Below are 13,632 nucleotides of genomic sequence, written 5' to 3'. Positions count from 1 at the left end.
ACCGTCCCGGAACCGACCGGTTCCGGGACGGTAGCCCGCCGGGGCGGCCGGAGCGCGAGAGCCGTCCCGACAAGGCGTCTCGAACCGGCGGGCACACCGCAGAAAAGGGATGGGTATGCGAGACGCCCGCGCCGGGCTGATCGAGCACGGACACTGCCCGCGGTGCGGGGCGCCACCCGGGTCGGTGTGCCGAGCCAACTCCGGCATGGTCGCCTCCGGATCCCGGCCTCGCGCGCCAGAGAGCACACACTGACGAAACCCTGCGCCGCACTGACATCTACTCTGCGTAGGACACCGGGATCTCGCCGAGCTTGCGGGCTCTGTAGGCGGCCTGTCGGCAGGCGTGTGAGCACCACCGTCGGGCTGCTGAGGCCGAGTCCATGGGGGTTCGGCAGAAGCCGCATGTCGGGCCCGTGGGGACGCTGTGGCCGGTGGGAGGTTGGGCGGGGTTCTGCTGGCGTTGGAGGTAGTCCTGGTCTCGGCATCGCTGGCAGTAGCCCGCCGGACCGCGGCGGCTCACGGGGATGCGGTGGATGATCTCGCCGCACTTCGTGCAGAGCTTCGCCGGGGAGGCGGTCGTGGCCGGCTCGGGGGGCCGCTCGACTCCTTGGCGGTGTGCCATCCGGCGGCAGCGTGGGGAACACCAGGACGGTGTGCTCTTCCCCGGGGTCCGGGGCAGTTCGATTCCGCAGTATCCGCAGGTCGGGGTGCCGATGGTGCGTTGCAGATGGGCGCGTTGGCGGCAGCGGGCGGAGCAGTGGCGTCGGGGGCTTCCGCCGGCGGTGCCCTTCGGGGGGAGCGGGGCGTCGCACTCGGCGCATCGGGTTGCCGGGCCTTCGAGGGCTTCTCGGAGGGCGGCGGGGTGACGGCCGGTTGCTGCGGCGAGCCGGCCCCAGCTCGGTTTCCCGCGGTGGTGGGGCGGCGGGCAGAGGTAGTCCCGCAGGTAGGCGGGCTGGAGGTGGTTGGCTTGGGCGAGCCGGACGATGAAGGCTTCGACGCCTTCGCGGTCCAGGGGCCGCACTTGGCGCGGGAGGCGGGTGACGGTGGGGTCCGGTTCCATGTCGGGGGTCACCGGGTGGTCCGCCTGCGGGGCTTGGGCGAGGCGGCGAGGTCGAGCGGAACGTCCTCCAGGCCGTACTTGGTGAGTTCCTCGGTGCCGGTGAGGATCGCGTCGATCGCGGCGCCGCGGATCTGGTGGGAGAGGGAGCCGATCATGCCGCCGCAGCGTTCGTGGAGGAAGCGGTCGAGGCTGATCAGGCTGAACGGTTCGTGCTTGAGCAGGACCAGCGTGCCTTCCAGGGTCCTGACCAGGCCCTTCCACTCGGGTCCGTAGGGGAAGGGGTGGGTGCGGATGAGGGTGAAGCGGCCGGCGATCTGTTCACCGCGGACGCCGGCCAGGAGTCGCTCGACGTTGATGCCGGCGTAGACGAACGTCGCGGGGATGCGCTCGGAGAAGTACTTGAGGGTGTCGGCGACCTCGGCGCCGTTGCGGCTGGTCAGCGAGATGTTGTGGAGCTCGTCGACGAGGACCAGGCCGGTGCGGGCGTCGGTGCAGACGCCGACGACGGCTTCGATGATGTCGGTGATGTTGAACCGGGGGGTCACCGGCAGGCCGAGGAAGCGGGCGAACTCCGCCGCGATCATGCGGGGTGTGGCGGCGGGTGGGACGGTGATGTAGACGACTGGGATGCGGCCCAGGTCGTCGGGATGGCGTGAGCGGTCCAGGAGTTCGTGGGCCAGGCCGAGCTGGGTGATGGCGATCGTCTTGCCGGTGCCGGCCGGGCCGGAGACGATCAGCCCGCGGCGGGCGCTGATCGCGTGCCGGTTGAGCAGGACGAGGCGTCGGCCGGTGGCGACGGTGTGCTGGACGGTGGAGGTGCGGACCACCAGCAGGCGGGTGTGGTAGTCGAGCCGGTCCTCGTCGTAGGCCGTCCGCTTCGCCGCGGGCAGGGCGGCGTACTGTTCCGGGGAGAGCAACGGCGGAGCCTCGGGAGGGCGGTCGGTGAACCGGAGCCAGCCTTCGAGGGTGGTCAGGTGCTGTCCCGGCTCCTCCGGCTCGCTCACTTCCGCCTCCAGGGGTCTTCGAGCGGGTCGAACAGCCCCAGCGGAATCACTTCGGCCAGGGACTCCCGTTCTTCCGGCTCGGTGACCGGTTCGGCAGGCTCGGCTGCCGGGGCCGGGATGGAAGGGCCGGTGTTCTTGGTGCGGGCCGCCACCCGCTGCTCGCGCCGGCTCGGCTGGCGGCCTGGCTCGCCGGGCGGGCCGCCGTGCGCGCGGGTCAGCAGGGCGGAGACGGCGTCGGCGAGTTCCTCCTCCGTCGCCTCGGGCAGCTGCCGGGCGACGTGGTCCCAGGCCAGGTCCCCGAACGGCACCGGAACCCGCTTCAGGTACTTCCAGGTGGCCGGCACCCACCCGCCGTCACCGAGGTGGTCGCGTACCCAGATGCGGGAGACGTCGTAGGGGTCGTGGTGGACCTCCCAGAGCCCGCGCTTGGCCTGGACCCCCGAGTGCTGGCGCCGCATCGGGCCCAACTCCTCGCTGTCGTAGATCCGGTTCTTGATCCGGATGCCGTAGTCGTTGACGACCCGCCAGAGGGCGGGCAGCAGCTCGACGTAGTCGTCGCCGCTCAGCGCGACCGGGACGTAGCCGCATGCCTCGATGAGGGCGGCGTACTTCTCGTTCGGGGTGAATGCCCGGCCGGGGTGCGCGGGATCCCGCAGGCCGTCGTGCGGACGGTTCTGCCACGCGGCGACGATCCACTCGTCCAGCAACTCCTGCAGTTCCAACAGGGACCACAGTCGCTCGCGCTCCAGGTGACGGCCGCGGTGGTCGGTGCTGCGGCCGGTGTAGCCGGCCACGAACTGGGCGAACAAGGTGGCCACCGAGCCGAGCATCTTCTCGATGTGGCCCTTCTCGAAGGGCGAGCCCTTGTGCGTGGGCTGGAACTCGATCTGCAGGAACCGGCAGGAGGACTGGAAGTTGCGGGAGACGAAGACCTTCCCGTGGTCGCAGACGATCGTCTCCGGCACGATCACCGGCCGGGCGGCGGCGTACGCCAGGCGTTCGTCGAGCTGAAGGAGCCGACGGTGCGGCAGCACCGAGCGGGACATCGCCAACGCGTCCGCCCAGCCCGGCCGCATGGGCTCGGGGGTGACCGTGCGGGCCAGCAGCACGCTCGCGTCGACCGACTTCGTGGTCGGCCGCAGCACCGCCGCGGTCAGCGTCCTCGTCGCGACGTCGATCATGCCGGTGAGATCGACCTTCCCGGTCACCCCGCTGTCCAGCAGGACCAGGACGTCGAGCGGGGTGGAGTCGATCTGCATGATCTCGCCCGGCGCGAAGACCGTCCGCTCGCCGAACGGCCCCACCGCCCCGTGGGCGCGCGAACGCCGGGTGACGGCCGAGCCGAAGGTGTGGGTGCCGTCGGTGAGCTTGGCCAGCAGCCGGTAGAGGGTCCGCTCCGAGGGCAGCTTCACCGCCCGGCCCTCGGGCGTCTGCCGCAGCAGCTCGCCGGTCCGCCAGATGATGAACGTGCCCCTGCGGGTGGAGGCGTCGACGGCCTCGACGATCGCCTGCCGCATCGCCGCCACGACTCGGTCGTCCACCGCCCCGAACGCCGGCGGCTTCTTGCGGACCGGCCGGTGATCGGCCAGCCCCATCACGCCCTGGGCCTGGTAGCGGCGCCGCTTGAGGGCGACCGTGCTCGCCGCGGCCGGGTGGCCCGCCGCGGTCAGCTCGGCGGCCTTCGCCCGCTCGCGGACCGTCAACGACCGGCCCGGACCGTACTCGGGCCGGCGCTCGGCGCCCGGGCCCGCGCCCGGCGGCAGGCCGTGCAGCACCTCGAGAATGTGCCCCTCCCACCAAAGAGCCTTCTGCCTCGCCTCCTGCGGCAGCGTCTCCAGCAGCGACGCGGCCGGCAGTGGCATCCGCACCGGGCTGCCGATCACCGCGAAGTCCTCCGCGGCCAGCAGCTCGCCCGTCCCGACCACCAGCAGCTCCGCTTCCCCCTCGCCGGTCAGCGTCACCGACGTCGCCGAGACCGCCACCACCGCCCGGACCTGCCCCGAGGCCCGCACCCAGGCGCCGGCCTCGATCGCGGCCGGCCGCTGCAGATACGTCACCAGCTCGTCCCCCTCGCCCAGATCACGGTCCCGCTGTGCAGCAGTTCCCCGCCCAGGTCCGCCGTCAAGACGCCGGACCACAGCAGATGGAACAGGTGCGGCAGCACCAGCAGCGGATCGCCCACCCGCACCGCCCCGGCCCGCAGCGGGCCCGGCTCGGCGAACAGCTCCAACAGGCCGTCCACGACGTCCGGCCGGCGGGCGGACCGGGCCCGGCGGTAGCGCACCAGCCACCGCACGTTCGCCATCAGCACCGGATCGGGCACCCCCACCCGTACGAACTCCCAGCCCACCGCCCGGCAGGCCCGCTCCGTCGCCGCGAAGGCCTCCGCGGACGCCTCGTCGATCTGGTCGCCAGCCCGGACGTCGACCACACGAGCCCGCCCGTCCGCGAGGCGTACGAAGTAGTCCGGCGCGTGCCGGCGCGCACGCTGTCCGTCGTGCCAGTGCAGCCAGAACGGCTGCGAGGCCACCCCCACGACATCCGGATCCCGGTCCAGCAGGATCAGCCGGTCCCGCTCCAGCCAGGACTCGAACCCGATCAAGTCCGCCGCGGTGACGGCGTAGTACCAGCCCGCGAAGCCCCGGGCACCCTTGTCCCACCGGAAGCCACGAACCGGCTCGGCCTCCTCGAACCGCGCACTCCACCCCTCGGCCAGCGTCACCCGCACCCGCTCACCCGACACAGAAAAGTCCAGCTCGAAGGCCGCTAACGCTGCATCCCCGTACGCACGCTCAGGTGCCCCCACCACGCCCCCAGACCAGCGATCGTTCCGAGTGCTCAAGCTTCGATGACAGAAAAGTACGGTTCGTCAGACTTCGGTGGCAATCGAACAAGATTCGTTGTCGGAGGACACCCGCGCCGCCATCCCAAAAGCCCCAATCCGGACATTCGGCGGTGTCGTCCTCGCCGTCGCCCGGCGAGCGTGACAGGCGGGCGTGACACCTCCGATGTGACGCTGGGTGAGCGTGACATGTTCTGCGGCCACCCGGTTCACAACACCCTTCGCGATCCTGACCACCTGGGAAAACAGGCTGCCACCACATAGGCAAACAGGGCATACGCGGGCGCTTTGCCGCGCCCTCACAGCCTGGTGTGAGGCGGGCTGTGAGGGGTGTTGTTGTCGCTCCGGGTGACTCACAGCAGGCGCGGGCGGCTGCACGGGCACTGCCCGCAGCTGGAGCAGCCGGCGCACTCCAGACAGAAGGCGAGCGGCCACTGCCCGGGGCAGGAGCAGATCGGGTTGTGGTCGGGGTCGTCCTCGCCGGGGAACCGGGTCTCACCGAAGGGCGGCTCCGTCCACGCGTCGACCGTCCCGTCGGCGCGCAGTTCCTCGTAGTGGTGGCCGATGGCGCTGTGCTCCTCCCAGACGGCGACGACCTCCTGCTCCTGGCCGTGGTTCATGCCGGGTTCCCCGCAGTGACGGCGCGGGTGAGGAACGCGGCGAGATCGCCTACGGCCTCGCAGTCGGCGGCGGCGAGCCGGGCCGCGAACGGCAGCTGGTCCACGTCGGTGCCGGGGACGAGCTGGACGAGGGCGGCGAGCAGCGCGGCGTGGGCGAGGACCGGCGGGTGCAGCAGGCCGGCGGCGGCTTCGCGGGCGGCCGGGTCGGCGTAGTGGCCGCGGTGCGCGGCGAGTGCGCGGGCGAGCCAGGCGTCGACGTCCGGCTGTACGTACGACCCGGCGCGGCGGGTGAGCTCGTCGCGGGCGGCCTCGTCGCCCTCCCGGGGCTCGGTCTGCTCGAGGGTGCCCCGCTCACGCAGCGCCTGGAGCTGGTCGGCGCGGGCGGCGACCAGGGCCGCCGCCCGCTGCTCGGCCGCGCGGCGGCTGCTGTGGTCGGCCGCCTCTTCGTACCGGCGGTCCAGGTGAGCGTCCAGCTCGGCGTCGGCGAGCGCCTGGACGGCCTCGCCGTGCGTCATGCCCCGGGCCCGGCGCCGGACCGAGGACCGGCCGATCTTCGCCGGGTCGATCGGCATGCGCGGCCCTTGGGCGCGCGCTTCGGGGACGCGGCGCAGCCGCCGCCGGCCATCGGTCGTGCTCATCAGGCTCTCGCTTTCACCACGGAAACGAAAAGGGAGCCCGCCGCCCGAGTACAACGACGGCGGGCTGTCACTCCAGGTTTATAGCAGGGGTGAATTCCTCGTGGCTAAAACGCGATATCCAACCGCTCGACTGCCTCGATTCGTACCTTCAGGCCCGCGCGTCCGCCGCCTTCGACGCGGAAATAGGCGTCCGCTATGGCCTCTGCGACGGCGTCGTGCAGCTCGCTGTCCGTCGCGCCGGTGTCCCTGGCGGCGAGGATCGCGGCGGCGTGGGAGGGCGATACGGCGACCTGGATGTCCCGCATCCGGCCCGCGTCAGAGCCTTCCGAACCGAATCCGAAGTAGGCGGTGATCGAGATGACGAGCCCCGCCGAGGTGGCCGCGCGCTGCCTTGCCTGCGCTCTGACCTGCGGTTGCCACTCCGCCTCGGTCTCCTGCTCCAAGGCGGCCTGGAGGCGCTTCTGCGGCTTCTTCGTGGCTCCGGAGAGGTAGCGGTCCACCGTCTTGCGGGAGACGCCCAGGCGCTCCGCCAGGGACTTCGAGGAGCCGCCCTCGCGCGTGCGAAGGAATTTCATCCGAGCGTGCGCGGATTTCGGCGCGGGACGGGTGAACAGGGTGCGCTCCGCGCGCCGCAGGCCGTCGAGAAGCTTGTCGCGCAGCAGGGCCCGCACTGCGGTGTTGTCGTTACTCATGACTGTATGAAAAGCGACCTGGCCTGTGGACGCGGGACGCCGAGGCGCCAGTCCGCTGTCCCCCCGGGCGCTGTCGGAGAGGAACTCGTCGGCCCGAGTTGCCTATGGGCAATCGGAAGTACGGGACACGCCCACTGCGATTGCCTGGAGGTAACTGGCGGAGAGCGCCCCGCCCGCTGGCTGCCGTCTACTCGCCGCCCCCGGTCTTGGTGGCTGGCTCGGAGACGAGGCAGTTCCGGCACTCGGGGACAGCGGCAACCATGTGTTGGAGGCCGCCGCAGTGCTCGCACCGGGGGTATGCGGTGGCGTCGCCGAGTTCCTCGAGGATGGCGTGGAGGTGGCGCATTTGGAAGTCAGCCGTGGAGATGGCGGAGGGGGCCCACTCGGACGACATCCAACGCAGTGGACCAAGAAAGGGCACGAGCAAGGCTGACGGCCGTAGTGGCTGCGTACGCCCAACCGTTGGTCGCTGCCGTGGGGTCGTCGGGAGCATCCTCGTGGGGAAGTCCGACCGACCAGGGCGGCACGGTCATGGTGAGGGAGTCCAGCCGGTCGCCGGCGAAGCCGAGTTCGAACCAGGCGCGGCCCACCTGATCCTCGGCGAGAGGCCACTCCCACGGGCCGGTGAAGTAGGCGCGTGTATGGCCGGGGCCGGCGACGGATTCCTCGTAGCCGGCACCCGCAGTGCGCCAGAGCAGGGCCCACAGAGCGGCGATGCGCAGCTCGGCGTCGTAGCTGCTCCAACCCAGGTCGTCGGGGACGTCGATGTCCAGGGCGGCGAGGGCGGCCAGCAACTGCTTTTCGGTGGCGTACGGCGGGGTCATGGTCCTGCCTTCGGGGGCTCGGCGTCCGGGGTCGGGATGGGTAAAGGAGGCGCGTCCAGCGGGGGCTGCAAGCCGAGCGAAAGGGGCCAGCCGTCCTGATGAGCGCTCGGCACAACGATTCGGATGCTGCGCGGTCACCTGCCCGGCCAGCGAAAACGGGTCCCGCGCTCGGTTCGGTACCCGGTAGTTTCGACGGTACGGAGTGCGGCCTCGGCCATCAGGGCCGCGACGGGGGCCGCACTCCGACGCGTGCCTCGCGGCGACCGGCGCGGCCCTCTCGTCACGCCCGCCTCGGCGGGGCAGGATCTGAAGGATGACGGCTGAGTTGAGGGCAGAGACCGTCGTGTGCCCGTACTGCGCGGCGGGCCCGGCTGACGGCCAGGCTCGTACGATCGCGGTTGCGGCCGGGTGCCGGCTGACGGTGACGTGGCATGTCCTGTCCTGCCCGCACTATGCGGCGGATCGTGTCCTGGCGGGAAAAGAGGACTGAACCCGGGCCCTGTCCGCCTGAGCCGCGCCGAGGCCGAGAGGTGTACGGGCAGGCGGCCTCACCCCCGTGCAGGCTGCTGTCCGGCCTCTCGATACCGTCGGCGGGCCGGGCGTGATCGTAGCGCGGCCCGTCCCACCCTTTCGCGGCGGTCGTGACCGGGGAGTACTGCGATCCGTTGGGGATGACATGACGGCAGCGCACGGGGTTCCCGACGAGTGCCGGCGTGACCCTGCCGGCCATGGCCCCTCCACGGCCGGTCCGGCGGGTATGGACCCCCGCGCCCGCGAAGCGATCGAGAACATCGTGCAGGCGGTCCGTGAGGGCGACGACGCCCGTATCCGCGCCCTGCTGGCCGCTCTGGCCGCCGTCGCGGACACCGCGGCCCTGCTGTACCTGCGCGAGCGGCTGTACGCGCCGGAGTGAAGTGCGGGGTGTGGTTCAGTCACGGTAGAACAGGTCTCCGGTGTTCACCGTGCGCCGGCCGCCCCACGCCGGGCCCGGACGGCGGGGCACCTCCCGGCCCTCGGCGAGCCACTGGCGCTCCACGGCGTCGTAGATCGGCGCGTCGGACCCCTGCCTGAACTCCTCGGCCAGCCGGGCGAATCCGGCTCGCTCCGGAGGCGAAACGGTTTTCTGCTCCATGCCCGGATCCAACGAACCCGGGCGGCCGACGTGGCGGCGCGTTCCGCAGCGGATCGGCATTCGAGGGTGTCGTGCTTTTCGCGGCATACGCTGCCGGGATGGACGTGATCGTCGGCGCCGCCGCACTGTCCGTCGCACTGACCCGCACCGTCCGCGTCGGCCGGCTCCGCCGCCTCGGCTCGGTCGCCTCACGCCTCGGCGGCGGCCTGCTGCTCCTGGTCGGCGCCTACGTGGCGTACTACGGCTGGTACGAGATCCGGGTTCTGCGTGGGGGGAATGTCAGCGACCCCGTGATCGACGCAGCGGGCACAGTCCAGCGGTGGACTGCCGAGGGCCTGGACCGTATCGGCGTTCCCCTCGTGGCCGCCGCGCTCGGACTGCTGCTCATCGTCGCCGTGTCCATTCACCGCCACAAGACGCGCCAGGAGGCTTCCGGCACCGCCGAGGAGCCCGGCCCTCCAGGCCATGAGCGACGCACTTGATGCCGCTCTCCAGGGGGTTGGGAGCGGGCCCGGTCTTGTGAGTGTCATCGGCACAGCCCGTCACGCCTCATGCCCTGCGGAGTCGAGCGGGATGGGGGAGGCCGACTTGCGCTTCCCGCGGGTCGGGGTCCATCGGGTGCGCCGCATCGCCCAGCCGGTGAGTACGGCGGCCGCCGCGATGGCGTACGCGGTGGTCCCCACGGTGTGCCGATCGTCGAACGCCCGTCCTGTGACGTAGGTCGCGGCCCCCGCCATCGCGATGCCCAGCCACTCCCAGCGCCCGTCCAGTGCGACCAGGGCGACGAGCAGCAGTGCGTACCAGGAGTAGCCCGGCGTCAGCAGCAGGAACGCCGTGCCGGTGACCAGCAGGGCGCCGGCCCAGGGACGCTCCCGATCGCCGTGCCGCAGGACATGCCACACGACAGCCAGCATCCCGACGGCCACGGCGGGCAGGACCCAGGAGTCGGGCAGGACCAGGCGCAGCAGCGCGTACCGGTTGCTGCCGGAGGGGGTGTCGTCGTAGCCCTCCTCCTTGACGTAGCCGCCGAGGTAGCCGAAGACCGAGCCCTTGGACAGCAGCTCGTACGGCAGATAGACGACGGCCACCACCGCGGCGGCGGGGAGCAGTACGGCCGCCGCGTCCCGGACCCGCCGCACCCCCGAGAGCGCGCCGGGCAGCACCAGGGCGGGCAGCAGTTTGGTCGCGACGGCCGCGCCCAGCAGGGCGCCGCCCGTGATCCGGCGCCGGGCCACGACGCCGAGCGCCACGACGGCCAGGAGCACGCCGAGCACATCGGCGTGTGCGTTGTTCACCGCCTCGACGGGCACGGCCGGGCACCAGGCCCAGTAGGCGGCCCACCGCCTAATGCCGCGCCGGCGCAGCACCAGCAGCAGGGCGGCGGTGACGCTGAGCGAGAGGAGCGCCCCGCCGATTTGGAGTGGTTTGTGCCTGGTGCCGTCCGGGGCGAGGGCATGGACGAGGAGGAAGTAGGCCTCGGCGACGGGCGGGTAGATGGTGTGGACCTGCGGGCGGTTGATGCGGGTGCAGTGCGTGTGACCGGCGGGCGCGGGGATCCGCGCGCGGTCCGGATGCGCGCACGCGGCGCCGGTGGGGAAGAGCCATCTGTCGCGGAGCCGGGTCAGTTCCGGGTCGGCCGGCGTGTGGTCGTACGGGGAGATGCCGGCCGCCTGCACCCGGCCGTCCCAGGCGTAGCGGTAGGAGTCGGTGCTGGTGCGCGGGGGCGCGGCCAGGCCCGTGGCGGCCACCGCGATGCCGCCCGCGAGCACCAGCGCCACAGCGTGCCGGACGGGTACCTTCCGCAGCGAACACATCGCGGCGGCGAACAGCAGCCAGCACGCCGCGTACCACCAGGACAGCCGGGCCGGATCCAAGTGGTAGCCGTCCTTGCGGACGGCTACGACGAGGACTGCGGTCAGGGCGGCCAGCAGGATTCCGGTGCGGAACGTACGTCCGTTGATCACCGGTTCGCAGCCGTCGTTTTTCTCGAACTGATGGTGTGATGCCCGCACAGCAGGCGGGGACGCGGTACGAAGCCGGCGGTCATTGCGGCCTGGCCTGTATCAGCAGGGCCAGGCTCGTGGCGAAGCGGGTGTGCGGGGCCTGGGCCGCCACCGCCCGTGCGTCGGCGGCGGTGTCGACGTCCCGCAGCACCGGCAGGTCCCGCACCGTCAGCCCGGCCTCGGTCAGCCGCTGGCGTTGCAGGGCACCGGTGTCGGGGACGTCCATCGGTACCCCGCGCAGCAGTGCGGGATCGGGTTCGGCGAGTCCCAGCGCCCAGAAGCCGCCGTCCAGTGCCGGGCCGAACCATGCGTCGCAGCCCTGCCAGGCGTCCTCGGCCAGCGCGGGCGCCAGGACGGCGGGGGTGACCTGCGGGGTGTCCATACCAATCAGTACGGCCGGACCCGTGCGCATCCCGAATGCCGCGGCCAGCCGTTCATCCAGCCGGCCCTGCCCCTGCGGCACTACCTCGATGCCGGTCGGCAGCCAGGGTCCAGGTGTGCCGTCGAGGACCAGCACCCGCCGCTCGGCGGGGGCCGCGAGCATTGCTTGCAGGGAGTCGGTGAGCATCGCCTGGGCCAGGAACGCCGCCTCCTGGGGCGTGTACGGCGGGGTAAGGCGGGTCTTCACCCGCCCGGGCACCGGTTCCTTGGCAAGGATGAGCATCGTGGTCACTGCGCATCCTCCCCACCGGATGCCGGGACGGGCAGCGGCGGCTGCGAGAGCACCGTGCGCATGTCGTGCACCGCGTGCCAGGTACCCCGCCAGGTCCCGGTGACCTTCGACCTCCCCGCACGCGGAAGGTAGGGGACGTCGAGTTCGCTGACCCGCCAGCCCGCGTCGGCCGCGCGCAGGACCATCTGGAGCGGGTAGCCGCTGCGCCGGTCAGTGAGGTGGAGGCCGACCAGCGGCTCACGCCGGGCGGCACGCATGGGCCCCAGATCGTGCAGCCGCAGCCCAGTGCGCCGGCGCACCATCCAGGACAAGGCCAGATTCCCGGCCCGCGCATGAACAGGCCATGCCCCGCGCCCCTGCGGCCGGCGTCGCCCCAGCACCAGGTCTGCCTTTCCGTCCGCCACTTCCTGCACGAAGGCGGGAAGCAGCCCGGGGTCCAGGGAGGCGTCGCAGTCACAGAAGCAGACGAACTCCGCCTCCGCCGCAAGCAGCCCCGCCTGGCACGCGGCACCGAACCCACGCTCCGGCTGGTACACGACGCTCGCGCCGAGCGCGGAGGCGATAGCCCCTGAGCCGTCGCTGGAGCCGTTGTCGACGACGATCGCGCGCCAGGCGGGCGGGATGCGCTCCAGCACCCAGGGCAGGGCGGAGGCTTCGTCCAGGCATGGCAGGACGACGTCCACCATCGTCGTATGCGGGTCGGTCACGTCCTCACCGTACGCATCCAGAACCGGAAATTTCAGGAGTGGAGATTCCCGCGACGTGTCGTCGGCTCCAGGCCGTCGGACCTCGGCACCGGGCAGCGCGTGACCGGTCCGAGGCAGGCCCGTGCCGCGCATCATGCTCACCACGGGCTGGGGGGAGGGGCTGTGCCGCGCCGTGGCCCTGAGGAACAGTCCGGGGTTGCTGCGGCAACAGCCGGTCTCGCTGTCGAACAGGGACTTCCGCGTTCGAGGAGGCGGCGGGCAGGGCCGACCGGCGGTACGGAACGCGGCGGCCGGTCCTCTGGTTTCGAGATCATGTCCCGCGCAGGCCGCTGCGTGCGAACTCCGCCATTCCCTCGGCGAAGCCGGTCTCCGACCGCCAGCCCAGCTCCCGGTTCAGGCGCTGCGAGGACGCGGTGATGTGCCGTACGTCGCCCAGCCGGTACTCGCCGGTGACCACGGGTTTTGGGCCGCCGTGCGCCCGGGCCAGCGCCGTCGCCATCTCCCCGACGGTGTGCGGTTCGCCGCTGCCGGTGTTGAACGCGCTCAGCACGCCCGGCTCCCGGCCGGCGAGGGCCTCCAGCGCCAGCACGTTGGCCGAGGCCACATCCCGTACATGCACGAAGTCCCGCCGCTGCCCGCCGTCCTCGAAGACCCTCGGCGCCTCGCCCCGGGCGAGCGCCGACTGGAAGAAGGACGCCACACCCGCGTACAGGGTGTTGCGCGGCATCCCCGGCCCGTACACGTTGTGATAGCGCAGCGACACGGCCCGCCCGCCGGTCGCCCGCGCCCACGCGGCTGTCAGATACTCCTGGGCGATTTTGGATGAGGCGTACACATTGCGCGGATCGGCCGGTGCGTCCTCGTCCACCAGTCCGGGTACCAGCTCGGCGGCGCAGTCAGGGCAGGAGGGCTCGAAACGCCCGGCATCGAGATCCGCTGCCGCACGTGGCCCGGGGTGCACGGGCCCGTGCCGGGGGCAGTCGTAGCGGCCTTCCCCGTACACGACCATCGATCCCGCGAGCACCAGCCGGCAGACCCCGGCCTCCGCCATCGTGGCCAGCAGCACGGCAGTCCCGAAGTCGTTGCAGCTCACAAAGGCGGGCGCGTCGGCGAAGTCCTTGCCCAGGCCCACCATGGCCGCCTGATGACAGACCGCGTCCACGCCGCGCAGCGCCCGGGCGAGCACGGCCCGGTCCCGTACATCCGCGTGGATCCAGTCCGCAGCCGCGTCGGGTGGCTGGGGAGCGGTCGGATGGGCCGAGGGCAGCAGGGCGTCGAGTACGACGGATTCATGGCCGCGGGCGGCGAGCGCAGTGACGACGTGTGAGCCGATGAAGCCAGCGCCCCCGGTGACAAGTACACGCATGACCGTGAACGCTAGGCGCTGCGACTGCCTGCCGTCCGGTCGCGCGCCGGGAGGTCACCGGTTCCCGGAAG

14 protein-coding genes are annotated in these 13,632 nt (G+C 72.0%); 2 read left to right on the top strand and 12 right to left on the bottom strand.

What is annotated here, in order from left to right; genetic code table 11:
* Nucleotides 1-1,068: 1,068 nt before the first annotated feature.
* The 7 genes from ACZ6S8_RS34235 to ACZ6S8_RS34205 form a co-directional block, all read right to left on the bottom strand.
* A complete protein-coding gene (locus tag ACZ6S8_RS34235; protein ID WP_358379054.1) occupies nucleotides 1,069-2,064 on the bottom strand; it encodes an ATP-binding protein in 996 nt (331 codons plus the stop codon).
* Nucleotides 2,061-4,121 (bottom strand): Mu transposase C-terminal domain-containing protein, encoded by a 2,061-nt coding sequence (locus ACZ6S8_RS34230; RefSeq protein WP_469461617.1) that lies wholly within the window; start codon nucleotides 4,119-4,121, stop codon nucleotides 2,061-2,063. The genes ACZ6S8_RS34235 and ACZ6S8_RS34230 overlap by 4 nt, the downstream gene beginning before the upstream one ends.
* Nucleotides 4,118-4,807 carry a TnsA-like heteromeric transposase endonuclease subunit gene (locus tag ACZ6S8_RS34225; RefSeq protein WP_358379048.1) on the bottom strand — a complete coding sequence of 230 codons (690 nt, stop codon included), beginning with the start codon at nucleotides 4,805-4,807 and terminating at the stop codon, nucleotides 4,118-4,120. Before ACZ6S8_RS34225 ends, ACZ6S8_RS34230 begins: the two co-directional genes overlap by 4 nt.
* Nucleotides 4,808-5,259: 452 nt before the next feature.
* Nucleotides 5,260-5,526, bottom strand: coding sequence for a hypothetical protein (locus tag ACZ6S8_RS34220; RefSeq protein ID WP_469461615.1), 267 nt, complete (start codon nucleotides 5,524-5,526; stop codon nucleotides 5,260-5,262).
* The gene (locus tag ACZ6S8_RS34215; protein WP_469461612.1) at nucleotides 5,523-6,164 is read right to left on the bottom strand and encodes a hypothetical protein; all 642 of its coding nucleotides are present in this window, start codon (nucleotides 6,162-6,164) and stop codon (nucleotides 5,523-5,525) included. Before ACZ6S8_RS34215 ends, ACZ6S8_RS34220 begins: the two co-directional genes overlap by 4 nt.
* 104 nt (nucleotides 6,165-6,268) lie before the next feature.
* Nucleotides 6,269-6,856 carry a telomere-protecting terminal protein Tpg gene (tpg, locus tag ACZ6S8_RS34210; protein WP_469461610.1) on the bottom strand — a complete coding sequence of 196 codons (588 nt, stop codon included), beginning with the start codon at nucleotides 6,854-6,856 and terminating at the stop codon, nucleotides 6,269-6,271.
* Nucleotides 6,857-7,209: 353 nt separating this feature from the next.
* A complete protein-coding gene (locus tag ACZ6S8_RS34205; RefSeq protein WP_469461609.1) occupies nucleotides 7,210-7,680 on the bottom strand; it encodes a hypothetical protein in 471 nt (156 codons plus the stop codon).
* Nucleotides 7,681-8,437: 757 nt separating this feature from the next.
* Here ACZ6S8_RS34205 and ACZ6S8_RS34200 point away from each other — a divergent pair.
* Entirely contained in the window at nucleotides 8,438-8,593 is a 156-nt protein-coding gene (locus ACZ6S8_RS34200; protein ID WP_469461607.1) for a hypothetical protein, read from the top strand.
* A 15-nt stretch (nucleotides 8,594-8,608) separates the two neighbouring features.
* On the opposite strand, the gene ACZ6S8_RS34195 is transcribed toward ACZ6S8_RS34200, so the two are convergent.
* The gene (locus ACZ6S8_RS34195) at nucleotides 8,609-8,812 is read right to left on the bottom strand and encodes a hypothetical protein (protein WP_469461605.1); all 204 of its coding nucleotides are present in this window, start codon (nucleotides 8,810-8,812) and stop codon (nucleotides 8,609-8,611) included.
* A gap of 98 nt (nucleotides 8,813-8,910) precedes the next feature.
* Between ACZ6S8_RS34195 and ACZ6S8_RS34190 the strand changes: the two genes are divergently transcribed.
* On the top strand, nucleotides 8,911-9,294 hold the full coding sequence (locus tag ACZ6S8_RS34190; RefSeq protein WP_469461604.1) for a hypothetical protein: 384 nt from the start codon (nucleotides 8,911-8,913) through the stop codon (nucleotides 9,292-9,294).
* A gap of 60 nt (nucleotides 9,295-9,354) precedes the next feature.
* Here the strand turns inward: ACZ6S8_RS34190 and ACZ6S8_RS34185 are convergent, their stop codons facing one another.
* From ACZ6S8_RS34185 to ACZ6S8_RS34170, 4 genes are all read right to left on the bottom strand, one after another.
* On the bottom strand, nucleotides 9,355-10,776 hold the full coding sequence (locus ACZ6S8_RS34185; protein ID WP_469461602.1) for a glycosyltransferase 87 family protein: 1,422 nt from the start codon (nucleotides 10,774-10,776) through the stop codon (nucleotides 9,355-9,357).
* 79 nt (nucleotides 10,777-10,855) lie between these two features.
* A complete protein-coding gene (locus tag ACZ6S8_RS34180; protein WP_469461693.1) occupies nucleotides 10,856-11,479 on the bottom strand; it encodes a TIGR04282 family arsenosugar biosynthesis glycosyltransferase in 624 nt (207 codons plus the stop codon).
* A gap of 5 nt (nucleotides 11,480-11,484) precedes the next feature.
* Nucleotides 11,485-12,174 (bottom strand): glycosyltransferase family 2 protein, encoded by a 690-nt coding sequence (locus ACZ6S8_RS34175; RefSeq protein ID WP_469461691.1) that lies wholly within the window; start codon nucleotides 12,172-12,174, stop codon nucleotides 11,485-11,487.
* Between the two features lie 331 nt (nucleotides 12,175-12,505).
* Nucleotides 12,506-13,561 (bottom strand): NAD-dependent epimerase/dehydratase family protein, encoded by a 1,056-nt coding sequence (locus ACZ6S8_RS34170; protein ID WP_469461600.1) that lies wholly within the window; start codon nucleotides 13,559-13,561, stop codon nucleotides 12,506-12,508.
* Nucleotides 13,562-13,632: the final 71 nt, after the last annotated feature.

Source organism: Streptomyces sp. NPDC048461, from assembly GCF_055587105.1.
The sequence above is the reverse complement of the archived record's forward strand: the minus strand, read 5'-3'. Positions and strand labels throughout refer to the sequence as shown.

Coding starts and splice junctions, on each gene's coding strand:
- ACZ6S8_RS34220 (WP_469461615.1), bottom strand. CDS start 5,526: ATGAACCACGGCCAGGAGCAGGAGGTCGTCGCCGTCTGGGAGGAGCAC.
- ACZ6S8_RS34215 (WP_469461612.1), bottom strand. CDS start 6,164: ATGAGCACGACCGATGGCCGGCGGCGGCTGCGCCGCGTCCCCGAAGCG.
- tpg (WP_469461610.1), bottom strand. CDS start 6,856: ATGAGTAACGACAACACCGCAGTGCGGGCCCTGCTGCGCGACAAGCTT.
- ACZ6S8_RS34205 (WP_469461609.1), bottom strand. CDS start 7,680: ATGACCCCGCCGTACGCCACCGAAAAGCAGTTGCTGGCCGCCCTCGCC.
- ACZ6S8_RS34200 (WP_469461607.1), top strand. CDS start 8,438: ATGGACCCCCGCGCCCGCGAAGCGATCGAGAACATCGTGCAGGCGGTC.
- ACZ6S8_RS34195 (WP_469461605.1), bottom strand. CDS start 8,812: ATGGAGCAGAAAACCGTTTCGCCTCCGGAGCGAGCCGGATTCGCCCGG.
- ACZ6S8_RS34190 (WP_469461604.1), top strand. CDS start 8,911: ATGGACGTGATCGTCGGCGCCGCCGCACTGTCCGTCGCACTGACCCGC.
- ACZ6S8_RS34180 (WP_469461693.1), bottom strand. CDS start 11,479: ATGCTCATCCTTGCCAAGGAACCGGTGCCCGGGCGGGTGAAGACCCGC.
- ACZ6S8_RS34175 (WP_469461691.1), bottom strand. CDS start 12,174: ATGGTGGACGTCGTCCTGCCATGCCTGGACGAAGCCTCCGCCCTGCCC.
- ACZ6S8_RS34170 (WP_469461600.1), bottom strand. CDS start 13,561: ATGCGTGTACTTGTCACCGGGGGCGCTGGCTTCATCGGCTCACACGTC.